At 43.3% G+C, this 24,040-nt stretch carries 17 protein-coding genes; 13 read left to right on the top strand and 4 right to left on the bottom strand.

What is annotated here, in order from left to right:
- The first annotated feature begins 4 nt into the window (after positions 1–4).
- The 5 genes from MHI12_RS15485 to MHI12_RS15505 all read left to right on the top strand — a co-directional run bounded on the left by MHI12_RS15485 (position 5) and on the right by MHI12_RS15505 (position 5,940).
- Complete coding sequence (locus MHI12_RS15485; RefSeq protein ID WP_047843050.1) at positions 5–697, top strand: response regulator transcription factor; 693 nt, start codon at positions 5–7, stop codon at positions 695–697.
- Between the two features lie 119 nt (positions 698–816).
- Positions 817–2,325 (top strand): S-layer homology domain-containing protein, encoded by a 1,509-nt coding sequence (locus MHI12_RS15490; RefSeq protein ID WP_405172903.1) that lies wholly within the window; start codon positions 817–819, stop codon positions 2,323–2,325.
- Positions 2,326–2,335: 10 nt separating this feature from the next.
- Positions 2,336–3,040 (top strand): ankyrin repeat domain-containing protein, encoded by a 705-nt coding sequence (locus MHI12_RS15495; RefSeq protein WP_405172904.1) that lies wholly within the window; start codon positions 2,336–2,338, stop codon positions 3,038–3,040.
- A gap of 312 nt (positions 3,041–3,352) precedes the next feature.
- Positions 3,353–4,066 (top strand): glycoside hydrolase family 16 protein, encoded by a 714-nt coding sequence (locus MHI12_RS15500; protein ID WP_091030231.1) that lies wholly within the window; start codon positions 3,353–3,355, stop codon positions 4,064–4,066.
- Positions 4,067–4,293: 227 nt separating this feature from the next.
- Positions 4,294–5,940: an extracellular solute-binding protein gene (locus tag MHI12_RS15505; RefSeq protein WP_371129065.1), complete on the top strand. Its 1,647-nt coding sequence runs from the start codon at positions 4,294–4,296 to the stop codon at positions 5,938–5,940.
- A 156-nt stretch (positions 5,941–6,096) separates the two neighbouring features.
- Here the strand turns inward: MHI12_RS15505 and MHI12_RS15510 are convergent, their stop codons facing one another.
- Entirely contained in the window at positions 6,097–7,737 is a 1,641-nt protein-coding gene (locus MHI12_RS15510) for a response regulator (protein ID WP_405172905.1), read from the bottom strand.
- 11 nt (positions 7,738–7,748) lie between these two features.
- On the bottom strand, positions 7,749–9,458 hold the full coding sequence (locus tag MHI12_RS15515; protein ID WP_405172906.1) for a sensor histidine kinase: 1,710 nt from the start codon (positions 9,456–9,458) through the stop codon (positions 7,749–7,751).
- Positions 9,459–9,604: 146 nt separating this feature from the next.
- Here MHI12_RS15515 and MHI12_RS15520 point away from each other — a divergent pair, with 146 nt between their 5' ends.
- The 3 genes from MHI12_RS15520 to MHI12_RS15530 are packed head-to-tail and all read left to right on the top strand — an operon-like array spanning position 9,605 to position 15,950.
- On the top strand, positions 9,605–10,555 hold the full coding sequence (locus MHI12_RS15520) for a sugar ABC transporter permease (protein WP_017688355.1): 951 nt from the start codon (positions 9,605–9,607) through the stop codon (positions 10,553–10,555).
- Between the two features lie 15 nt (positions 10,556–10,570).
- The gene (locus MHI12_RS15525; RefSeq protein ID WP_076210648.1) at positions 10,571–11,449 is read left to right on the top strand and encodes a carbohydrate ABC transporter permease; all 879 of its coding nucleotides are present in this window, start codon (positions 10,571–10,573) and stop codon (positions 11,447–11,449) included.
- 43 nt (positions 11,450–11,492) lie between these two features.
- Positions 11,493–15,950 carry a carbohydrate binding domain-containing protein gene (locus MHI12_RS15530; protein ID WP_405172907.1) on the top strand — a complete coding sequence of 1,486 codons (4,458 nt, stop codon included), beginning with the start codon at positions 11,493–11,495 and terminating at the stop codon, positions 15,948–15,950.
- Positions 15,951–16,073: 123 nt separating this feature from the next.
- Here MHI12_RS15530 and MHI12_RS15535 read toward each other — a convergent pair whose 3' ends face one another.
- Positions 16,074–16,925 (bottom strand): aldo/keto reductase, encoded by an 852-nt coding sequence (locus tag MHI12_RS15535; RefSeq protein ID WP_405169632.1) that lies wholly within the window; start codon positions 16,923–16,925, stop codon positions 16,074–16,076.
- A 569-nt stretch (positions 16,926–17,494) separates the two neighbouring features.
- Here MHI12_RS15535 and MHI12_RS15540 point away from each other — a divergent pair.
- The 5 genes from MHI12_RS15540 (at position 17,495) to MHI12_RS15560 (ending at position 22,509) form a co-directional block, all read left to right on the top strand.
- Positions 17,495–18,793: an NCS2 family permease gene (locus MHI12_RS15540; RefSeq protein WP_405169633.1), complete on the top strand. Its 1,299-nt coding sequence runs from the start codon at positions 17,495–17,497 to the stop codon at positions 18,791–18,793.
- A 164-nt stretch (positions 18,794–18,957) separates the two neighbouring features.
- Positions 18,958–19,935, top strand: coding sequence for an alpha/beta fold hydrolase (locus MHI12_RS15545; protein WP_405169634.1), 978 nt, complete (start codon positions 18,958–18,960; stop codon positions 19,933–19,935).
- Between the two features lie 143 nt (positions 19,936–20,078).
- Positions 20,079–20,843 carry a MerR family transcriptional regulator gene (locus MHI12_RS15550; RefSeq protein WP_340962512.1) on the top strand — a complete coding sequence of 255 codons (765 nt, stop codon included), beginning with the start codon at positions 20,079–20,081 and terminating at the stop codon, positions 20,841–20,843.
- 12 nt (positions 20,844–20,855) lie between these two features.
- Positions 20,856–21,500: a GNAT family N-acetyltransferase gene (locus MHI12_RS15555; RefSeq protein ID WP_405169635.1), complete on the top strand. Its 645-nt coding sequence runs from the start codon at positions 20,856–20,858 to the stop codon at positions 21,498–21,500.
- On the top strand, positions 21,493–22,509 hold the full coding sequence (locus MHI12_RS15560) for an alpha/beta hydrolase family protein (RefSeq protein WP_405169636.1): 1,017 nt from the start codon (positions 21,493–21,495) through the stop codon (positions 22,507–22,509). Before MHI12_RS15555 ends, MHI12_RS15560 begins: the two co-directional genes overlap by 8 nt.
- 117 nt (positions 22,510–22,626) lie before the next feature.
- Here MHI12_RS15560 and MHI12_RS15565 read toward each other — a convergent pair whose 3' ends face one another.
- The gene (locus MHI12_RS15565; RefSeq protein WP_405169637.1) at positions 22,627–23,979 is read right to left on the bottom strand and encodes an MATE family efflux transporter; all 1,353 of its coding nucleotides are present in this window, start codon (positions 23,977–23,979) and stop codon (positions 22,627–22,629) included.
- Positions 23,980–24,040 lie beyond the last annotated feature (61 nt).

Below are 24,040 nucleotides of genomic sequence, written 5' to 3' on the forward strand. Positions count from 1 at the left end.
AGTAATGGCAAACATTTTGATCATTGAAGACGAAACAACGATTGCGGAACTGGAACGGGATTATTTTGAGCTCAACGGATTTTCCGTGGATCTCTGCCATACTGGAGATGAAGGCCTGAAGCAGGCACTGGAGGGAGACTATAATCTGATCATTGTTGATCTGATGCTTCCGGGACTGGACGGCTTCGAATGTTGCAGGCGTATTCGCGAGGTAAAGGAAGTGCCCATCCTTGTCGTTTCCGCGAAAAAGGAAGAAATCGATAAGATCAGGACATTTAATCTGGGAGTGGATGATTTTATTACAAAACCGTTCAGCCCAAGTGAGTTGGTTGCACGAGCAAAGGCTCATTTGACCCGATACGAGAGACTACTTGGCAAAAACAAACCAGCTGAGCAGGATGAAATCCACATTCGCGGGCTTCACATTGATAAAGGATCACGCCGCGTTTTTGTTAATGGAGAAGAGGTGGCGATTACAACCAAGGAATTCGAGTTACTTGTATTTCTTGCGAGTCATCCCAATCGTGTATTCAGCAAATCAGATCTGTTCGAGCGGATCTGGGGCATGGATTCTACCGGAGACATTGCAACGGTTACTGTCCATATTCGCAAACTGCGCGGCAAGCTGGAGACAGACCCCAAAAATCCGGAGTATATTGAAACCGTCTGGGGTGCAGGCTATCGATTTACTGCATAAGTTTCGTGAAAATTTAGACCCAGTTTATATTTTGTTAATAACTTTGACCTTGGGAGTTTCTTTTTGTCCTCTATTCTATAGATACAGACAACTACAACCTATAGAGGAGGAATTCAACCATGAATTCTACAACCCGCAAAATCGCTACATTTCTAACCATAACTGCATTAGGTACAGCAGTGTTCCCGTTAACTGCGAATCAAGTACATGCAGCTACATACGTTACTAACATTGCGGCAACAACCACACAGCTTACGCAACAACAGATTGAAGCTGCTATCAAGGATCTGAATAGCTTGGGGATCATGAACGGGTATGCAGATCAATCCATGGGTGAACATCGAGCAATTACCCGTGCGGAGTTAGCTTCATTGGTTTTCAAAACGTTTAATTTGGAGAGCAAAACGGGAGAAACCGTAGAATTAACGGATGTTAATTCCAATGCATGGTATGCGCCATATGCGTCAAAGCTTGTTGAACTTGGCATCATGCAGACGAATGATGGACAATTCAATCCGCAAACTCAAGTGTCGGATGCTGAACTCGAACAGGTCGTATCCAAAGCGATGCAACGTGATGTAAAGTCCGTTCACCATTGGATGAGCGAGTTCTACTCCGAGAACGGTTCAGCAACGCGCGGCGAAACAGCAGTATTGTTGCAAACTGCACACCAAGCTATTCCTTCGGAGCAAGCTCAAATCAAGAGCGTTAAATCTCTGAATGCCATTACGTTAATCGTCACATTCAACAAGCCGTTGACAGCAGCGGATGAGGTTTTTGCCAAGGCACAAACGGACTTTGTGTTTAGTGGCGGGCTGACGTTAACTAATATGCCCCGTTTAAAAACAGGGTCAATTGCGACTTACATCGTTCCAACGTCCGTACAAGATGCTGGTGAAGTGTACAACCTGACTTACAAAGGCCAAGACGCTGGTTCCTTTGAAGGCAGTGCCACGAAAATAAACATGACAACGGCTAGTCAAGTAACGAATGATACATTCGAGATTGAAGCACTACAATTGAACGGTGTAGTGGATTACGGTTACATTATTTCGGCATACAGCGGTGGTCGAGGAGCTAATGCATTCGTGCTGAATGATCAAGAGCAAGCAGGAGGCAAAACGTATCAGATCATCTCTTCCATGCAGGCAAGACAAGTTGTAATTACGCCAGAAGGTGGCGAGCCTATCGTTGCCAGATATGTTCCGTTCACGCAGTCCACAGATGGTAAACAAGAACCGAAGTTCCGTTTGCCTGAGGGTCAAACGCTGAAATCAGGTGTCACATATACGGTTACTTCGGATTGGGCGAACCTAGAAAATGCTTCATTTACAGCGAAATCGTTTGATGCACTAGTGGTTGCAAGTGCTCAAGCCGTGAGCGAAACCTCCATTGAAGTTACGCTTGACCAGGATCCTGGAGATGAATTGTTCTCTGGTCGAAGTGTAACGTTAACTTCACCTAGCGGGGATGTTCTGACGGCCACTTATAAATATTCAAGTCGAAAAGGTGCGACGGGTGTATTTGACCTAACGAATGATGGAAAGTTAACTCCGGGTACTACGTATACAATAAACCCAGTTGGGGATTGGAGTATCGCTTCTTCGGTCACCTTGACACTGGAGTAAAGGAGGCAGTATGAGTAAATCGCTGATCATCGTTGTCCTGATAAGCAGTATGTTGATCGTTCAAGGTTGCGTGCCTGAAATGAGAAACGACTCTAATGTGGAGGAAAAGGCCATGACTTCAGCAGATGAACAGCTGTTCAAAGCAGTAGAGGACAGCGATACTGAACGCATCGAACAAATGATTCAAGCAGGTGCCAATATCAATGCTCAAGATCAGAGTGGACGAACCGCTACAATGATTGCAACCTACAATAATGATCCAACATCGGCTAAAGTGTTAATTGAAGCGGGGGCAGATGTGAATATACAGGACGATATGAAAAATACTCCGTTTCTGTATGCTGGCGCTGAAGGATACTTGGATATTTTGAAGCTGACAATCGAGGCGGGAGCGGACCCAGCGATAACGAATCGATATGGAGGGACAGCGCTTATTCCAGCTTCGGAGCATGGATATGTAGATGTAGTGCAAGAACTCCTGACTCAAACTTCGGTGGATGTGGACCATGTGAATCAATTGGGATGGACAGCGCTACTCGAAGCGATCATTCTTAACGATGGCAATGCTCAGCAGCAGGAGACGATACAATTACTCATTGATCACGGAGCAGACGTGAACATACCGGATCGTGATGGCGTATCACCACTCAGTCATGCGAAGAATAAAAGCTTTAAGGAAATTGAAGACATTTTGGTACATGCTGGTGCGAAATAAAACTCTTTTAGGGTGAATAAATTAACAAACATGTTGAGATATATGTAAAAATGGTTTTCATGGAGCGCCTGATTCCTTCTATGCTGAAGGGCAGGCGCTTCATTCAATTAATCTTACGTGTATGAAACTGGCGTACTCTTAACATGACATGATTAGATACAAGAACGAAGATCTTAAAAATTGAATATCTCTGCTTTAAAGTTTACTATAGTGTACCACTATGCTTCCAGATAAAATGGAAATACCAACCATGTAAGCGCTATCTATTATTATACTGCTTTTACATGTTGGAATCATTCATGGAGGTGTATGATGAAGAGGAAGTCTTGGTATACTTTGGCGGTAACTGGTATCATCTCTTTGTTTTTTTCGGTAAGCGCTTTCGCGGGTTATGTTTTCTGGGAACCTCTAACCTATTTTAACGCAAGTACGTGGCAAAAAGCGGATGGGTATTCCAATGGGAGCATGTTTAACTGTACGTGGAGGGCTAACAATGTTAATTTCACAAGTGATGGTAAGCTTAAGCTTGGTTTGACCAGCTCTGCGAATAACAAGTATGATTGTGGAGAGTACCGTTCCACGAATACGTATGGGTACGGCTTGTATGAAGTCAGTATGAAACCTGCCAAGAACACAGGTATAGTTTCGTCTTTTTTCACATACACAGGGCCCGCACATGGCACCCAATGGGATGAGATTGATATCGAATTTTTAGGAAAAGACACAACCAAAGTGCAGTTTAATTATTACACCAATGGGGTTGGTAATCATGAGAAGATTATCAATCTAGGTTTTGATGCATCCCAAGGTTTCCATACGTACGCATTTGACTGGCAGCCGGGACATATCAAATGGTATGTTGATGGGGTATTGAAGCATACGGCAACCAGCAATATTCCTAAAACACCCGGAAAAATCATGATGAACCTCTGGAATGGAACAGGAGTAGATAGCTGGCTCGGTCCTTATAACGGTGCCAATCCGCTCTATGCAGAGTACGATTGGGTCAAATATACGAGTAATTAAGCAGACTGAAGCAGCCGTTAGTGGCTGCTTTTTTCTATATTCTGGAATTGTATTTATTCAATATATGTATTCAATATCCAATATCCTAAATTAATGCAATAAATGTTGCAATATTAGTATGGGCATAAATATCAAACATTCATTATGATTAACCTGTAAGCAACATTACATAGACTGGGGGAACGAAGTTGGACACAAGTAAAAAGAGACGAGTAGGCAGTTTGGTCATGATCGGTGTATTGGCCCTATCTGCAGCCTTGAGTGGGTGTAGTAACGGGAGCGACAAGAAAACAGAATCGAGTACACCAGCGACAACGTTGGAGCTCAAAAATGGGAAGTATGATCCACCAGTATCCATTACGTATTTACGACCATGGGGTCCAGACGTGAAGTTTAAGCCAGGCGAGGATCAGGATAACAACGTCCATACCAAATGGGCTAAGGAGAAACTCGGGATTGAGTTGAAAAACCAGTGGATATCTCCTTCTACCAATAATGCATTTGAGACGAAACTGCGCCTGTCACTGGCTTCTAATGCAGACATGCCAGACATTATTTCGTATCGCGGCGAATTCAATCTGGTGCGTGAATTGATTGAGTCCGGAAAATTTGTCGATGCGGGCGAGTTGTTTGACAAATATGCCAGCGACACATGGAAAGCAGCCGTAAACGAAGATCCTTCCGTATGGTATCCATACATGCAAGATGGCAAAAAGATCGGTATTCCGATTCTGGACTATTCCTATAATGGTGATCCTGTCATGTGGATCCGCGAAGACTGGATGAAGAAATTCAATCTGGAAGCACCTAAAACGATAGATGATCTTGAAGTCATTATGGAAACGTTTACGAATCAAGATCCGGATGGCAATGGGAAGCAGGATACCTACGGACTCACCGTTGGCTTCAAGAACTGGCTGAACACATGGATGTCAGAAGCTGGTTGGGTATTTGGTGCTTATGGTACAATGCCAAACCAATGGAATCTGACGGCAGACGGAAAACTTGAATACGGTTCCGTTACACCTGGTGCAAAACAGGCTTTGGCCAAATTACAGAGTTGGATGAGCAAAGGTTATATCCCGGAAGAAGCCGGTGTGTATGACGAGACGAAAGCAGCTGAAGAATTTACTGCTGGAAAAGCAGGTATTGTGGTAGGTCCTCACTGGATGCCATCCTGGCCGTTGGAGGATGTGAAGAAGAACAACCCTGAGGCTGAATACAAAGCCTATCCGATTCCTTCCGGTCCAAACGGTCAAGCAGGAAGACATGGTACGTCGAATGGAAATGGCGTAATTCTGATTAACAAAGACATGAAAAATCCGGAAGCCTTTTTCACCTATCAGAACTATCTCTTTGATCACTATGCAAATCCTAAAGAGGGCGATGAGTTCGAACATGGATTTGCCGAAGGGTACGATTGGGTCATGGTCGATGGGAAACCATCAACTGATGCAAGTCTTACGGGTGGTTATGCTCCAGAGAAGTACACCTTAACGTTTGATGGAGCGCGTATTCCAAATCTAAGCATGACAACACTTGCCAAGCTCGCGAGCGGTGAAGAAGCAACTACACCGTTTGAGAAGAAAATCAAATCAGGTGTACCAGTACCTATGCTTGATGCAGCCAAGATTGTTTTGGATCAAAAAGATATCGTGTTCAATCAGATGTTTACTGGAGCACCTTCAATGACAATGCAGATGAACAATGATATTTTGACAAAGATGGAGAAAGATACATTCTCTCAAATTGTATATGGCAAAACCTCTGTTGATGCGTTCGACTCATTTGTTGAGAAATGGAAATCTTCAGGCGGAGATCAGATTACAAAAGAAGTTAACGAGTGGTATGATTCCGTGAAAAGCGGAAAATAGTATGACGCAGGGCTGGCTGAATTGATTCATCGCGGCCCCATAAGCACCAAAAAGGCATTGCAGGAGAAGATCTCCGGCAATGCCTTTTTGTATTCGATATAGAGTAGGGGAACCAGGAGAGATTACCAGAACGTCAAGTCTGGCCTGAGTACTCTCTTAAACCGGCAGATTTTCCCGATATTCCTGCGGTGTAAGATCATAAAATTTCTTGAAAACTCGAATGAAATACGCGGTATTGTTGTAACCGACAAGTTCTGCAATCTCAAACACTTTAGCGGTTGATGTTCGCAAATGATAGGCTGCTTTCTCCATTCTTAACCGGTACACATAGGCAGTAAGTGCTTCACCTGTCTCCGCCTTGTATACCTTGGACAAGTACACTGGATGCAGATGCACATGGTCAGCAATTGCAGGCAGTGATACATCACCAGCCAGATGAAGGTCAACAAAACTTTTGACGCTGCGCACAATGGTGCTGTGATTGTCTCTAAGCTCTTGTTCAGCATCATCTCGTATGTAATGAAGTGTACGCACGGACCAGTCCTGTAGCTGCTGCGCAGTGGAATAGCTGGGAGCTTGAAAGTAACGATAGGACTCTGCTGGAATCAAAGAAGAGATTTGTTTGCCATTTTTATGAATGATGTACGCAAACGCACCCGCAATAGCAAAATACACCTCAAAGGTTGACTCCGCAATATCATGATGTTCATTGGAATGCAATAGTTCCTCAAAAATGTGCTCAATTTTCTGTTCCACATCCTCAAAGCGACCAGCTTCGAGCAAGCTAATCAACGTTGGTGGCTGATACAGCGACCTGATCGTATGTAGAGGGTTGGCATCCGTTTCATCGGAAGCGGTGACAAACAAACCTTGCACCTGACCCATCCGTTTACGCATGGACATAACCGTTCGCTCATAGAGTTCTCCAATTTCGTGGGGAAACTTGCCCCAACTGGAGACGGAAATGGAGATTGCACCTTTCAGGTATAACTGAACATTGGTTTGAATCTGGGCAGCATATTGCTCAAGCAATGTCTGAGGCGTCTCACTCCTGTTATAACTCATCGTTGTGGAATGTTTCATGCTTACGAGAACAACTATGTAATCATGCACGTCTCGTGTGTGCCAGATATGAAAATGATTATGCATCACTTCACTTATGATATTACATATCGCATATTCCATTAGGGCCAGGTCGCCGTGTGCCATATCGGATAGATGTTTCTCCATACGAATAATTAGCATGCCGAGATCCTCTCCTACGGAGTAGGGAAGCTCCAGCAGATCAAGCTTGTCTGCCAGTGTCTTCTGATCATAGACTTTTCCAGTCAGCAACTCATGCAGCATCGTGGATTGAAGCAATGGCAGATGATCCTGAAAGGCGTGTAAGGCTCTTTGATGAGATGCTGCTGTTTCCCACTTTTCTTTAATTCGATGAACAAGACGTTGCACGGATTCGATCAGATCTTCATCGCTTACAGGTTTCAGCAAGTAATCAAAGCTTTCCTGCGCAATAGCCTGTTTGGCATATTCAAAGTCGGCGTGACCTGATAACAGAATCGTCTGCACATGAGGCCACTTTTCGTGAATCGCTGTAATAAGTGCAATGCCTGACATTTCGGGCATACGTATATCCGTAATTACAATGTCAATGTCGTGATTGTCCATAATTTCCAGCGCCACTGCACCGGATAAGGCTTCATGAACTGTACCGATCCCGCAGCTTTCCCACGGAATGGTCTCTGCCAGCGTTTCCACGACGGAACGTTCATCGTCCACTAGTAATATTTGCAGCATGGGTCTTTCACCTACTTGTCTGTATTGTCGTGCCATGTGATGTTAACTTTAATCCCACCCATTGAAGAATGGTCATAGAATAGTCCAGATCCTTCACCGTACAGAAAAGACAAACGCTGATGGACATTCCATGTACCACATCCCATATTCTCATCCAGCGGTTTAAGAAGATTATCTCTTAGATGATCAAGCTGTTTCTCAGACATGCCAAGCCCGCTGTCCTCCACGATAATCGTGTACACATCATCCTCGCAGTCCGCATAGATTTTAATCTCACCATCTACCGATTTGGGCTCCAGACCATGAATAATAGCGTTCTCAATAATAGGCTGAAGGGTTAGTCTGGGAACTGTTTTATCTAAAATATCATGGGGCACGTCGATTGTAAAATGCATTCGTTCCAGACGAAGTGACTGGATTTCCAAATAATTTTTGACCATCGTCAGCTCTTCACGAAGCGTGGCTTGATCCTTTTCGGACCTGGTTATGTATCGGTAATACTCTCCCAGATTCAGTGCCATGGCTACCACGGCCTTTTCATTTTTCATTCGGGCCATGTTCTTGATATAGAAAAGGCAGTTATATAGAAAATGCGGATTAATCTGCGATTGCAACTGTTTGAGCGTGGCTTCCCGACTTCGTAATTTCTCTTCATATACATTCTCGATTAATTCCTGAATTCGTTGAGCCATGATGTTGAAACGTGCAAATAACAGGCTGAACTCATTGCGTGCAGAATGATGAAGCCGAACGGAAAAGTCCCCGGTGGACAAGCGATTCGTCCCTTTCACCAACTGTAAGAGTGGAAGCTGCACACTTCGGTAGAGTGTATATAATACAACAACGCTCATCACGATCAGAACGGCAATTGAAGCGTAGAAGAGATTCCGGCTGCTCGTAATCGGTTTCAAAATTTGCTGCATAGGCACATAGTCAACATAATACCAGCCGAGGCTCTTGGATTGAATGTAGGAGACATAATATTCCGTTTTGTTCAACGTTGTACTGAATCCACCGCTGGCCTGCAGTTTTGCTTCTTTCAGGGAAGGCAGGATTGCGTTCAAGGTTTCCTTTCCAGAACTATTGCTGATTAGTCCATAATCGGGATGGAACATAAACGGGTCACCTTTATTATTTAACTTGTTTTGATTAAGGAGTGCAGTCAAGTGATGAACTGGGAAACTGATTTTGGTAATCAATCTGGCTTTGCCAGGTCTCGCCATCGCTGTCGTTGGATCAGTAGTGTACCAGATAAACTGATTATCAGCATAGGTCCAGGACTGCGAGAGAGGCTCCTTAAATTCATCATCCCTGTACGGAATGTAAGCATAATAATCCGTTGATATCACTTTTTGCATCCTTGGGAAGTATAGTGTGATGGTCGAATGCCATTTGCTTGCTGCGTTGTACAGATTCATCTTTTCCAGAATGGCGCTTCCAACTTTCACACGTTCATAGGGAATGTCCTTGTAGTCGGGGCGTTGATATTCCTGAATACTCGAATCTTGTCCAATAGACATCCCATACAATGACAATTGGTAAATGTTGGATTCTACTGAATCAGCAAATGTTGAGAGATGATTCATCGTATTGTTCTGAATCTCGTGTTCGATAACACGCACGCTTTCCCGGTTCGAGTATGTATAGAGAAATAGCACCAGAATAAGCAGCATCACAAACAACAGTGTAATTTTGGTAAAGACATTCAAGCGTGTAAACAAAGTCCAACCTCCTTAATCTTATTAAAATATTGATATCGTTGTTGCAATATTAGGATATAGATCACAAATTTCCATTGCTATAATTTTAATATACAAGTTCACGATGACTTGTAAAATACAAAATTTAGAACATGGGGGATGCAGGAGTGAAGGAACATACGTTAGAAACGCCGCATAAACGGCGCTCCACCAGGGTTAAACAGCGCTGGAATATGCAACGGAACTGGACTTTGCATATGATGCTCATTCCAGCTGTATTGCTGGCACTGGTGTTTCAGTACATACCGATGGGCGGCATTGTAATTGCTTTTCAGGATTTCAAGCCATACTTGGGATTTTCTGAATCCAAATGGGTGGGTTGGGACAATTTCCGATATTTATTTTTATATCCGGACGTAGGTCAGGTGATCTGGAATACGCTGGTCATTGCATTTTTCAAAATCATAGCAGGTCTATTCGCTCCATTCCTGTTTGCCATTTTGCTCAATGAAGTGCGCTTGACGGCATTCAAGAGAGTGAGTCAAACGCTTGTGTATCTACCGCATTTCCTATCATGGGTTATTCTCGGTGGTATTCTGCTCGATATCCTGTCTCCTCAGGGCGGCATGGTCAACCAGCTTGTCGTAGCCTTTGGAGGAGAACCGATCTTCTTCCTGGGAGACGGTACATGGTTCCGAATAACGCTGATCCTCAGTGATGTGTGGAAAGAATTTGGTTTTGGTACGATCGTATTTCTGGCTTCTCTCTCAGGAATTAATCCTGCACTCTACGAGGCTGCCGAGGTGGATGGGGCCAACCGATTTAAACAGACGCTGCACATTACGATTCCGGCATTAATGCCGATTACAATCGTACTGATGACACTCTCTATCGGCAATATCCTGAACGCCGGTTTTGATCAGGTATTCAACTTGTACAATCCGCTTGTGTATGACAAAGGCGACATCATTGATACCTTTGTATATCGACTCGGGATTCTGAACGGGAAGATGAGCTTCGCCACAGCAGTAGGGTTGTTCAAATCTGTGGTTGCTACCATTTTGATTGTTATATCTTACAGAATGGCTTACAAACTAGCTAATTATCGAGTTTTCTAGAGAGGAGAAAAGGGCTTGTATTATAAAACAAAAGGATACCGCATATTCAGCATCGCTAACTATACTTTTCTTGGGATATTATCGATACTCTGCATTTTACCAATTATTCATATATTGGCTGTTTCATTCAGTAGTATGGCGCCAGCATCATCAAACCTGGTTACCTTCTGGCCCATCGGGTTCACAACCGACGCATATGTGAAAACATTCGGGAATTCAAACTTCATCAACTCCTTGATCGTATCACTTAAACGGACTGTAATTGCGACGATCATTGGTATGGTCATCATGCTCATAACCGCATTTCCGTTGTCGAAGGAAGATATCAGTTTTAAAGGTCGCTCCTTATATACGTGGTTTTTCGTATTTACCATTTTGTTCAGCGGCGGTTTGATTCCAAGTTACATTCTGATCCAGAAGCTTGGCTTGATGAATACAATCTGGGCACTTATTCTGCCTGGCGCACTGTCCGTGTGGAACGTTATTCTCATGATGAACTTCTTCCGCGGTCTGCCCAAAGAACTTGAGGAAGCAGCTTATTTGGATGGAGCAGGTCATATCAAAACGTTGATTCTGGTCTACGTACCACTATCGCTTCCAGCGATCGCAACCTTGTCCTTATTTACGATGGTGTATCAGTGGAACTCCTGGTTCGACGGCATGATCTATATGTCTGATATTAAAAATTATCCGCTTGCTTCTCTATTACAGACCATTATCGTTCAGCAAGATCTCAGCAAAATCAACGTCGATCCCTCGATGTTGGAGAATATCTCGCAGCGAACCGTACGCGCAGCACAGATCTTTATCGGCGCGCTTCCGATCCTGATGGTATACCCGTTTTTACAACGTTTCTTCGTTAAGGGGATCGTTATTGGAGCAGTTAAGGAATAGGCTATGCAAATGCAAGGATAACTGAGCTGAGGGAGGAAGAAGGATGAGAAAAGGACTGGCATGTATGGTGGCATGGAGTTTAATGGCTTCTCTCGTTTATCCAGCAACTGCTGGAGCAGAAAGTGTACAGGGTCAAGCGGAGGTGGGAAATGTGCAGGCGAAAAGCCTGCACTTCTCTGTTCCCTATACAGACCTGACCGGGCATTGGTCACAATCTGCAGTTACACGCATGCAAGACTTGAATTTATTGAAAGGTTATACGGACGGTACATTCAAGCCCAGTCAAGTCATTAGCCGAGCTGAATTCGTGATGATTCTGGATCGAGCCTTTGGTTTCACCGGTAATGCGGCGACTGGCTCATATGCAGATGTGACTTCAGACGATTGGTACTATGACGTCATGGTACGAGCGAATGGTTCTGGCATCATCGAAGGGACAGACCGTGAACATCTGTCACCGCAACAACCGATTACACGCCAAGATGCAGCGGTTATGGTGGATCGAGCTTTTCAACTATCCATGGGTACGAACGAAAATGGGAGACTACTGGAGTTTAAAGATGCAGACGATATTTCCAGTTATTCCGAGAAAGCGCTTACCTATCTAGTGGACGAAAATATCATTAAAGGTTTCCAGGGGAAATTAAATCCCAAAGCCCCGATTACACGAGCGGAGACGGCAGCGTTACTGTCGGCGATGATTGCCGATGTGAAAAGTGCTCCTGGTATATATGAATCCCGGGTGGATGGCAACTTCATTGTTAAATCGACAGATGTCACGCTGAAAAATACCGTTATCAACGGAAATCTGCTGCTGGCAGAAGGCATTGGCGAGGGGACTGTTGTTCTTCAGGGCGTAACGGTTACAGGAAGTGTCATTATTAAAGGCGGAGGCAGTCATTCCATCGACATTAGCAACTCCAAGCTGAATCGAGTAGTCGTTGACAAACGTGGGGAACCCGTCAGAGTTGCCATCACGGAAGAAAGTACTATTCAGGAGATGCATGTAATGCAGAAGTCCATTCTGGAAGTCTCTGCGAACAGCCTGATTGATTCCATGAATATTCATGCAGAAGCGAGTCAGACTCGAATGGATACCAAAGGTAAGATCCAAAAATTAAGTGTAGACGCCACTGATGTTGTTATCAACGGAGAGAAAGTAAAACAGGGATTGCGCACATCCATGGTGGGTGAAGCCCAAACACCTGCTTCATCACAGCCGGGTGGTTCAACAAATGTGACAAACACACCAACGCCATCTTCTCCAGACGGACAATCACCGTCTACACCATCTACCCCAAGCAATCCGTCGGGCGAAAAACCGGTCCCAGCAACAACGATTCCGCATGATCAATGGGAGCTGGTCTGGAATGATGAGTTTAACGGGCCTGGGATTGATTCTTCCAAATGGACCGTACAGGATACAGGACTCGTTTATAACAATGAAATGCAATATTACAGTCCGGATAACACTCGCATTACGAAAGATCAGAATCGAAGCGTGTTGCAGATTGAAGCAAAAAAGGGGCCGAAAAACGGCAAAGATTACAGCTCTGGCAAACTGATATCCATGGGAAAAGGCGACTGGACCTACGGTAAAGTAGTTGTACGTGCAAAGCTTCCGATTGAAAAAGGCATGTGGCCTGCCATATGGATGATGCCAACAGATGAAGCACATTATGGTGGATGGCCTGCCTCTGGAGAAATCGATATTATGGAGTTAATTGGTGGCAAAGAGAGTAATAACAAGGTATATAGCACATTGCATTATGACAGTGTGAAGCCTGACGGCTCCCATGGACATGATCAGGGAAGCCTTACTCTTCCGAAGGGAGAAACTTTTGCTGACGATTATCATGATTTCCAGGTGGAATGGTTGCCGGGTATGATTCGTTTCTATGTGGATGGAAAGCTGCATCATGAAGTGACTAACTGGCAAACGAAGGCCGTGGGCCAACCCGAGTATTATACGTTCCCTGCACCATTTGATCGTCCATTCTATCTGATTCTGAATCTGGCAGTTGGAGGAGACTGGCCGGGGGCACCTGAAAGCAACTTCACTTCCGAAAAGATGAATGTTGATTTTGTGCGTGTATATTCTTACAAAAATCTAGACACATGGCCTGATGTAACAACAAATCCCATCGAGCCTGCGCAACAGCGTGACCCGCAAGCCGATGGCAATCAAATCTACAATGATCGTTTTGCGGAAGGGTCTGAAGACAATGGAGTGCCTCTTCAGTGGAAATTCATCACAAATGCTGATGGAGCTGGCAGTGTCAAAGTTGTAACGGATGAGCAGAAAGGGAAAGCAGCAGAAGTTACCATTGATGCATCGGGTACTGAAAACTACTCGGTTCAACTCACTCAGATGCCGATGTACATCAAGAAAAACAAAAAGTACAAGATACAATTTGATGCGAAAGCATCTGCTAACCGTACAATCATGTCCAAACTGAACCAATTTGAAAAAAGCTGGACCAATTATTCGGGTGATAACACCTTTGAACTCACGACAGATTGGCAATCCTATGACTATACCTTCAATATGCGGGATGGCACGGATAACAATGCCAGATTCGAATTTAATCTGGGGCTGGATGATACAACCGTTTGGTTTGCCAATGTCAGACTGATCGAGGTGGGTGAAGCTGATCCGTTAACTGTCGAACGAAACGCGCTACCTGATGGCAACTTTATTTACAATGGCACATTCGATCAGGGCAAGGAGCGTCTGGGATTCTGGTCAAGCCGCATTCAGGACAGTGCGGCAGCCAATATAAGTGTAAATAACTTTTCGAAATTCCCGATTATGGAGCGTCAGCTGGTTGTTGATGTTACTCAAACGAATGGTGACCCACAGCAAGTTTCGGTGAACCAACCGGAGCTGAAGCTTGAGGCGAATACAACGTATGGCTTCTCCTTAGATGCCAAGGCAGATACACTGCGAAGCATCGATATTGATGTTGTCAGCAGTAATGGGCATACGGTACAGGTTCATCAAGGACAAAACCTCTCCTTGAACCAAGAAATGAAAACATTCACCGGAGAAATCATCATTGGAGATGGAGCATCAATCGCACAATCCGAGCTAAGACTGTTATTTGGTAGTTCTAAAGGTAAGGTATATGTGGACAATGTTCGTCTGACGAAACGCGGAAAACCTCTGTCAGTGAATGGCTACGCACATGTACCTGCAACCGAAGCCTGGATGATGCAGGGCTTACAACTGGAGGACTCCGTAGAAGGAGGAAAACATGTCAGTTACATGGATCAGGGAGATCTGCTGCAATATAAAATCGATGTAGCTCACGACGGAGTATATGTTCTGTCTGCCCGAATGGCCAGTGGAAAAAGTGATTCCAAGGTTCAGTTCAGCATCCAGGATGAACAAGGTACAACCGTTGCACAATCAGACCTGAGTCTCGGAGACACGGGTGGATGGCAAGCTTATAAAACGGTGTATTTTCCAGGGGTCAACTTGACAGCAGGCAAATCCTATTATGTGAATTTTGAAGGAGCAGATTATAATACACGTTGGGTGGATATTTCACAAAACAAAATTCAGAACAGTGAGCTAACAGCTGACCTGAATCATTGGGAGCTAATTCCTAATCATCTGACAGCCTCACATGAAGAGGGCGAAGGATTAACGATTAATTTGCCTGGTACAAGTGAACAGTGGTGGGATGCTTTGTTGCAACAAGATGAGATCAAACTTGATGCAAACAAAACGTATCGACTTACCTTCGAGGCATCTGCTTCAAGTCCTAAATCCATGCAAGCGGTTCTTTCTCAGAATGCAGGGGATTTTGTGAAGTATTTTGAAGAAGAAGTGGAATTAACCGCGGATCAAAAGTCGTATAGTTATATCTTTACCATGGGAGATACCTCCGATTCGGCAGCTATGCTTGCATTCGGATTAGGATATCCGCTATCTACAGGTGAACACTCGATTCACATCAATAACGTCCAGTTATATGAAGTTAATCCGAATGCAGATCAAGGAGGTCAGCCAGCTCATGTAAACCTTATTCCCAATGGAGACTTCTCCAAAGGTAAGGACGGCTGGTTTACCCATGCGGACGGTAATGCAGCGGACCTTGAGATGCAAGTTAACAATCAACAGCTTCAAGCCAAGATTGGTCATGCAGGGCAGCATCCATGGGATCGTCAAGTCATCAATGAAGGATTTGGCATACAGCAAGGTTTTAAATATAAATTGACGTTTAAAGCCAAAGCGGAGACGTCCAGGAAATTGGGTTTGGGGATTGGATGGGTTGATGCAGCTGCCAACTATGAATGGCATGGTTTCTTTGGGGCACGAGTTGATTTGACCCCAGAAGAACAGGAGTTCACGTTTACATTTGATGCAACAGAAGACAGCTATGCGAATACTCGAATTTCATTTGATCTGGGTAACATTGATGGTGTACAAGATGGCAACACAACCGTCTCATTATCCGAGGTCAGCTTGATTAATCTGGGTCCTGCCAATTAGCTTCTGAATTCACTATATTATTGAGGCACAACAAGTGAAAAATCCGATTCCGTGATGCCGGAATCGGATTTTTTGACCTCTCCGTGAAGAGAAGGAATAGATAGTTAAATTGGATAGATAGGCTTAAATATCTAGTTTGCGATTACTGATCCATTTCACCATTTCAGGATCGTTGTGTGAGAAGAATAGGCTCTGTTTGGTATCTAACGCAGTAATCGACTCAATATCTGCTTGGCTTAATTCAAAATCAAAAATATTGAAATTCTCAATAATTCTTTCTTTACGCACCGATTTTGGAATGACAACGACTTCACGTTGTGTTAACCAACGCAAAACCACTTGAGCAACCGATTTGTTGTACTTTTCACCTATAGATACCAATACCTCATTTTGGAACAAGTCATTTTTTCCTTCAGCAAATGGTGCCCAAGATTCGATCTGAACATTATTTTCTTTCATGAATTGTCCAGTTAAAATCTGCTGGTTGAAGGGATGAGTTTCGACCTGGTTTACAGCAGGGGTTACTTCGTTTTGTAGAATCAAATCGATTAGACGATCCGGCTGGAAGTTACTCACTCCGATTGCACGTACTTTACCTTCACGATACAACTCCTCCATTGCACGCCAAGAGCCATGTACGTCTCCAAAAGGTTGATGAATTAAATATAAATCCAAATAGTCCAATTGCAATCGTTCCAAAGATTTTTCAAATGCGCGTTTGGTACGTTCATAACCCGTGTCCTGAACCCAAAGTTTTGTCGTGACAAATAATTCTTCTCTGGCCACGCCACTACGTTTGATTGCTCTGCCCACAGCTTCCTCGTTTAGATAAGAGGCAGCAGTATCAATGAGACGATACCCAGCCGATATGGCATCCATAACACTTTGTTCACATTCGTTTGCATCTGCAATCTGAAACACACCAAAGCCGAGAATAGGCATCTCAACACCATTATTTAAAATTACTTTGTTCATATATTAACCTCCAGTTGTGGCATGTCTATATTATTGCATTCCTGCTCTAAAAACCGATATCTAATTTGTCTTATATGCTTGCCTAATTCTCTTATTACCTATACATGCAGAATAAAGTTGTCCAGGAATGACAGTATTCCCATGGCAAAATCAAATCGCTAAAAGAATTATCCAGCGAATATGAAGAGAAACCTACTACGAATTAAGCAAGAGACTGTCAGTAAACATTGCTGGCAGTCTTTCTTCATATATTGCAGACATTGAGCGATACGTACTTACTCTATTCTAAAAACGAATGAATACAAGATATAATGTCTGAATAGTTCGTAAATAACTGTGAACAAATCGTTAATTCATTGACATTGCATGTGATTTTAATTAGAATACGAAATGGACTTCAGGTTGAAAACAGATATGAGTATCTTTATGTTTAGTTTAGAGCTTAGCTGTTGAATCTTTAAATCCTAACAACGAATATAGGAGCGACAATATTACAATCCTATATGAAGATTAGGATTTTTTGTTTTTAGCTTTGGAGTATAATTTGAAAGTTGGAGGCTGGCTTTACCATGGACAAATGGTTCAAACTTAAAGAACGAGGCACGACCATCCCCACAGAAATTATCGCAGGGGTTACAACATTTTTCACAATGGTATACATAGTTATCGTAAACCCAGGAATACTCAGCAGCACAGGCATGGACTTTAACGGAGTATTCATAGCAACGGTACTGGCAAGTATTGTGGGAACTCTGATTATGGGGCTATGGTCCAATTATCCAATCGTCATCGCACCGGGTATGGGTCTGAATGCATTCTTTGCCTATAGTGTAGTTGCCGGATATGGCGTGACTTGGCAGGTTGCACTGGGAGCTGTATTTATAGCAGGGATTCTGTTTATTATTTTATCACTGACTTCATTCCGTTACATGTTGCTTGATGCAATTCCTGCTAGCTTAAAACATGCAATAACAGCAGGGATCGGATTGTTTATTACAACGGTAGGTTTGCAAAATGCCGGAATTATTGCCGATTCAGAATCGAATTTGATTACGATCGGGAACTTGGCTGAGCCAATGGCTTATCTGACCATTATCGGATTGATTATTACCGTTGTGCTGATGGCTTATAATGTGAAAGGTTACCTGTTCATCGGAATGGTGGTAACAGCGATACTTGCCTGGATCATGGGACTATTCCAAATGCCGGAATCGATTGTATCCATGCCACAAGGCCTCGCTTCAACGGCTTTGCAACTGGATCTGGCAGGGGTATTCTCGAATGGTTTATATACAATCATATTTACCTTCTTGTTGATCACGCTGTTTGATACGACGGGCACGATGCTCGGCGTTGCTGAACAAGCAGGATTGCTGAAGGAAGGTAAATTTCCACGCTCGCGTGGCGCATTATTGGCAGATGCCGTAGGAACAACCAGCGGTGCTTTGCTCGGAACAAGTCCAACATCGGCTTACATCGAATCCAGCACAGGGGTAGCTGCAGGGGGAAGAACGGGACTGACAGCTGTAACGGTAAGTGTGCTGCTTGCGCTGACCTTGTTCTTCACACCGATCGTAAGTGTAATATCAAGCATTCCAGCGATTACTTCTCCGGCACTGATTATTGTTGGATACTTTATGATTAACGTTATCAGCAAAATCAAATGGGATGATCTCGAAGAAGCATTTCCTGCTTTCCTGATTATCATCCTTACTCCATTGACGCATAGTATTGCGACAGGCATCGGCGTAGGTTTCATCTTCTATCCGGTACTTAAGCTGCTTCGCGGAAAAGGTAAAGATGTTCATCCAATCTTCTACATTTTTGCGGTATTGTTCTTCATTCAGCTTGTGTTCCTGGACCACTAAAACTGTCTTATCCTATGGAGAACTGCTTTCAACAAGCAGCTCTCTTTTTTTTGTAGTTCATACTCCGTTCATATTCCCGTCACGAAGGGGACATCTTCCATGGTTACACTATACCTATGTCGCAAGAGCGGCTCTACAGATATAAAGGACAGGAGAAGATGGATATGGCAGAAGCAGTGGATGTAACAACAACGGGGACTAAGGGCCGTAAAAAACGGTACTTATGGTTGAAAATAATAGGTGGTATTGTCGGCGCGCTGGTGCTGTTCATGGGCATCACGTTTGTCGTTCATACGATAAGTAATGGGGCAGAGAAAAAGAAAATCGAATCGTACGGCCAATATGTCAATGTTGATGGGAAAAATATGAATGTGTCCATTCAAGGTAGCGGCGAACAAACCATCGTGTTACTTCCCGGACAAGGAACACCGTCACCAGTACTCGATTTCAAATTGTTAATCGATGAATTAACTTCTGATTACAAAGTTGTGGCGATTGAGCCTTTCGGTTATGGATTAAGCGACCAAACCGAAACGGAGAGAACAACGGAGAATATTGTTAGTGAAATTCATGAAGCTGTACAGCAGCTCGGTATAGATCGTTATATTCTGATGGGGCATTCCATCACGGGACTGTACGCAGCAACTTATGTGAACACGTATCCGGATGAAGTCTCTGCTTTTGTCGGGATCGATAGCAGTGTTCCGAATCAACCTGGCATGGATGTTAAATTACCTTTGAACTTAATGAAATTCCTTCAAAAATCGGGCTTAATGAGAGTCCTCCAAGCAGTAAGTGGTGATTCATATGCTTCACTTGCATACGATGAACATACCAAAGAACAGATGAAGTTGATTTCGAATCAAGTCTCGACAAATCCGACATTAGTAGATGAGCTTAAACATCTGGGTTCCAATTTCAAAAATGGAGAAAAACTCACGTATCCTCGTGATCTGCCGATGCTGCTCTTCGTTCAATCCAATAACGAGCAAAATCCTCAGTGGATTCCGTTACATGAGGAGCAAGTGAAACAATCCGCACAGGGAAAAATGATTCCGATGGAAGGTTCACATTACCTGCATCATACGAAATACAAAGAAATCGCCGAGGAATTCAAATCTTACATGAAACAAATTCAATAGCATGATTGATTAATAAACTGCGGTACCGAATCTGGTGCCGTGGTTTTTTTTGTTATCAGGAGAGACTAAAATAAAGACTTGACCTTAGGTCAGACCTAAGGTTTATGCTAGTAATATGAAAAACAGCAAAGGTGGTGAATTGGTTGAGTGATGAAATTACGATTAGCGAGCTGGCAAAGCTGATGAAAGTCTCTGTACATCAAATTCGATACTTCGAAGAAAAAGGGGTGTTGAACCCTGCTTATATAGCAGAAAACCAATACAGGATGTATGGGGTAGATGAAATTTACCGTCTATCTCATATACTGTTGCTTCGCAAAATGGGACTGTCTGTTCAAATGATCAAGGAATGTTTGAGTAATCTGACATCCGATCAAATTACAGCATTATTTCGCCAAGCGTTGGCAGACACGGAAGCAGCTATAACTCAGCTTCAGCACACAAAGCACCTTATCAGCAAGTTGTTGCATGAGAAAAAGCATATCCCACTTGAGGATCAAGTGACTTATTATATTGTTACTCGTGAGGAGATTCACTTATCCCTGTGGTTTCATATGGAAGCGCAAGGGTACTTGCAAGCAAGGAAACTGACCCAACATAAAGAAAACATTCCCAATTTATTTGAAGTCGACATCCATTATGCGTACGATGAGACGGAAACCGTAGGAATTTATACACAAAAGGAGGGAGCGAACGATTTGGTTTTGCCTAGAGGAAAATACCTTTCTCGTCATGTATATGTACAAATTGAAGCTGAACTCAAAGAACATATCAACGAATTCTATGCTTATGCAGAACACCAGGGCTATCCGTATCACGGTCCACTTATTATGGTAGAGAAATCTTATTTATCTTTATTCACACCAGAAAAGCTTCATTATGAGCTATTGTTACAACTGAACGAGTAGGGGAGGCACACAGTGACAACTTCCATTCAGATAGAACCCGTTTGTCCACAGTTTCATCAAGCTGTTGCTGAACTCATGGCTTATGGTTTTGGACACAAATTTCAAAAGATCACTTCATTGTCCACTTATCATCTGGCTTACGTATTCGAACAGTTGCTCAATCATCCGCCCATGGAACAAAGCACTCTTCGAGTCATAGCTCGTGAAAATGAGGAGATTGTTGGTACCATGTGCTTGAAATGGAAGGAAGCAGATAACAGAGCAGTAATAACAAGCGTTCGTGCCAATTCTCATTGGTGGGGCCAGTGCAATAGGATTGGTAACTGGAATCTGCTTCAGTTAATCACTGGTCTACATCTGCTGAAGCATACTCCTAAATTAGGCGAATGTTATGTGGAAGATCTGGTTGTACATCCACAACACCAAGGCAAGGGAATTGGTACACAGTTACTTCAATGGGCACAGAAATATATGTTGCAATCCAAATCAATGTCATTTCTTAGCTTGCATGTGGCAAGTCAGAATCATCAAGCGATACAGTTATATGAACGCTATCAATTTCGCAAGCAGTATAGTACGAATAGCTTTCTTACCGGCCTGCTCTTAGGCGAAAAGCAATGGCATTACATGATTTACAAAGGAGATACTTATGTTTAAATGGAAAAAACGATACATCTCATTTATTGTGGCAATTTTATTGATGGTTGGTGCAGGACTGTACATAGTCGATCAAAATCATTTTGACATGGTGGAACAATCCATTGAAATTCAATCTCCACAGGGCAAGTTAACAGGTACACTGACTGTACCCAAACACCATTCAGGCAAGCTAGGTTTAGTACTGTTTATTCACGGTGACGGTCCAATAGACTCTACTCATGGTGAGGGATACAAACCGTTGTGGGAGAGACTGGCATCAATCGGGTATGCATCCTTGTCGCTAGATAAACGGGGAATCGGGGGTTCAGAGGGAAACTGGCTAGATCAAAGCATGGATGATCGTGTTGTGGAGGCACAGCAAGCTATTGCATGGGCGAAAGAACAATCCATCATTGATGATTCCAAAATAGGCGTATGGGGTGCCAGCCAAGCAGGCTGGGTCATTCCTAAGCTTGCTGGCAAAGAACAACTTGCCTTCAGTATCTTGGTATCACCCGCGATAAACTGGTTGGAACAGGGAGAATACAACACACGCAGCCAAATGGCGAAGGATGGTCATTCCACCGAGGAGATTCAAAATCAGGTCGATTATGAAAACCAGATTAAAGAGATTTTAAAGAATCAGGGTACTTATGAAGAGTACACCAAGATTGCTCGAGAGGATGATCTGATTTCCAAAGAACGCTGGAACTTCATAAGAAAAAATTATACTTCTGATGCCACGGCGGATTTGCATCATTTCAAAACCCCGGTACTACTTCTGCTTGGAGAAGATGATGTGAATGTGGACATTGTTGATACAGAGCAAGCATACCGTAAAGGAATTCAGCCTTCTTCCTTGCTTCATGTGAAAATCTTCTCTAATACAGAACATTTGATGTTACCAACCTCTATTGCAGGCTCGGAATGGAAACAATCACTACGATTTCTGTTTGCTCCGAGAAGTATTACAGTGGAAGGGTATATGGATGAAATAGAACATATGTTGACCAAGCTCTCCTTATAACAGTTACAGTTATAGTTTCCAAGTATCGTTAGATAAATAATTGTCATTTGGAGATGAAAGAGCAGGGTCAGGGAGCGGGAGCGCCCTTATCCTGCCTTCTTGCGTGTTATATGTTATCTACTGTGCTAAATGTTCCAGATCCGGCTGCAATTTGGTCCGCAAAACATATAACATGATGGCCCCAACTAGGAACGCCACGGCATCCGCAATAACGAGCGACCAGATCACTCCATGAAAGCCGTTCATTTGATTAGCAATATACAATACAGGAATTAGTGTAATTCCTTGAATAATGGACATAACAAACGCGGCGGTTCCTTGGGCTGTTGCTTGGAAGATCCCCATAAACAAAGAAGTCATTCCTGTAATGAACAAGGATAAAAAGGTTACATGAAGAATGTAGCTACCCATTTCAATTAATTGCGGGTCAGTCGTAAATAAACCAATCAAGTGGTCGGAAATCAGATAGACGACAACCCCAAACAGGATGGCTAACCCCAAAATAGATTTGATCGTGAATCCAATCGTTTGTTTCATGCGTAATTTGTTCGCTGTGAATGAGAAGGCAATCAACGGCACAACTCCCTCGCACAAACCCATCAGAATAAACTCAGGAAATTGCAATAAACGTGATGAGATTCCATACCCAGCAACGGCCTGATCCCCATATTCAACAAGAAAGAGGTTAAGAATAAGCGACATTGCACCCAAGAAAACACTCATCACAAAGACGGGAACACCGATTTTGAACACATTGCTCAGGATGTCCTTCGTCACCTTGAACCATTTCAGGGAGACGGTTAAGAATTGACTCTTATAACTCATATGGAATGCGTAAAATGCACTCGCAACCAAGTTGGAGATGACGGTAGCAGATGCAACGCCAATCACGCCCCAATGGAAGACAAAAATGAATAGTGCATCGAGGATAATATTTATAACAACACTGAGAATCATACCGGTCATAGAAGTCATTGCTGAACCTTCTGAGCGCACGATATTCTCCAGGGTGAAGAATAAGATGACGAAGGGTGAACCCATAAGCATAATCGTGACATACTCTTTCGTAAATCCGAAGGACTCTGGCGTTGCCCCCAGCCCATGAACGATTGGTTCAATCAGCGGGAGCCCAACGGCCATCACGATAATTCCAAGAACTAAACTACTGTAAAAGGCGAATGAAGATACATGCTTCAATTCATCGACTTTTTTCTCTCCCAGCAAACGGGAGATGAATGTACCGCTGCCTATACCAATTAAATTACCAAGGGCCATGATAACCGCGAATAAAGGTAAAGTTAATGCGAGTGCAGTTAACATTGCCGTATTACCCAGTGTGCCAAGGAAATAGGCATTCAAGATGGAGTAAATAACACTCATTGACGTGCCTAGCATCATCGGGACAGCAAAGTGAGCTACAGCTTTGGCGATTGGTGCTTTTTCAAAGTAATGGAGGTTTTCTGCATCCATGTGGATCACTACTTTCTTCGTTAATATTGATCTAATCTAACACCGTTAGATTGAACCTTAC

Origin of the sequence: Paenibacillus sp. FSL H8-0280, from assembly GCF_045040665.1 — a bacterium.
Taxonomy (GTDB): domain Bacteria; phylum Bacillota; class Bacilli; order Paenibacillales; family Paenibacillaceae; genus Paenibacillus; species Paenibacillus xylanexedens_A.

Excerpts from the sequence above, each read along its gene's own strand:
- MHI12_RS15485 (WP_047843050.1), top strand. The coding sequence starts at position 5 with ATGGCAAACATTTTGATCATTGAAGACGAAACAACGATTGCGGAACTG.
- MHI12_RS15490 (WP_405172903.1), top strand. The coding sequence starts at position 817 with ATGAATTCTACAACCCGCAAAATCGCTACATTTCTAACCATAACTGCA.
- MHI12_RS15495 (WP_405172904.1), top strand. The coding sequence starts at position 2,336 with ATGAGTAAATCGCTGATCATCGTTGTCCTGATAAGCAGTATGTTGATC.
- MHI12_RS15500 (WP_091030231.1), top strand. The coding sequence starts at position 3,353 with ATGAAGAGGAAGTCTTGGTATACTTTGGCGGTAACTGGTATCATCTCT.
- MHI12_RS15505 (WP_371129065.1), top strand. The coding sequence starts at position 4,294 with ATGATCGGTGTATTGGCCCTATCTGCAGCCTTGAGTGGGTGTAGTAAC.
- MHI12_RS15510 (WP_405172905.1), bottom strand. The coding sequence starts at position 7,737 with ATGCTGCAAATATTACTAGTGGACGATGAACGTTCCGTCGTGGAAACG.
- MHI12_RS15530 (WP_405172907.1), top strand. The coding sequence starts at position 11,493 with ATGAGAAAAGGACTGGCATGTATGGTGGCATGGAGTTTAATGGCTTCT.
- MHI12_RS15535 (WP_405169632.1), bottom strand. The coding sequence starts at position 16,925 with ATGAACAAAGTAATTTTAAATAATGGTGTTGAGATGCCTATTCTCGGC.
- MHI12_RS15540 (WP_405169633.1), top strand. The coding sequence starts at position 17,495 with ATGGACAAATGGTTCAAACTTAAAGAACGAGGCACGACCATCCCCACA.
- MHI12_RS15545 (WP_405169634.1), top strand. The coding sequence starts at position 18,958 with ATGGCAGAAGCAGTGGATGTAACAACAACGGGGACTAAGGGCCGTAAA.
- MHI12_RS15560 (WP_405169636.1), top strand. The coding sequence starts at position 21,493 with ATGTTTAAATGGAAAAAACGATACATCTCATTTATTGTGGCAATTTTA.
- MHI12_RS15565 (WP_405169637.1), bottom strand. The coding sequence starts at position 23,979 with ATGGATGCAGAAAACCTCCATTACTTTGAAAAAGCACCAATCGCCAAA.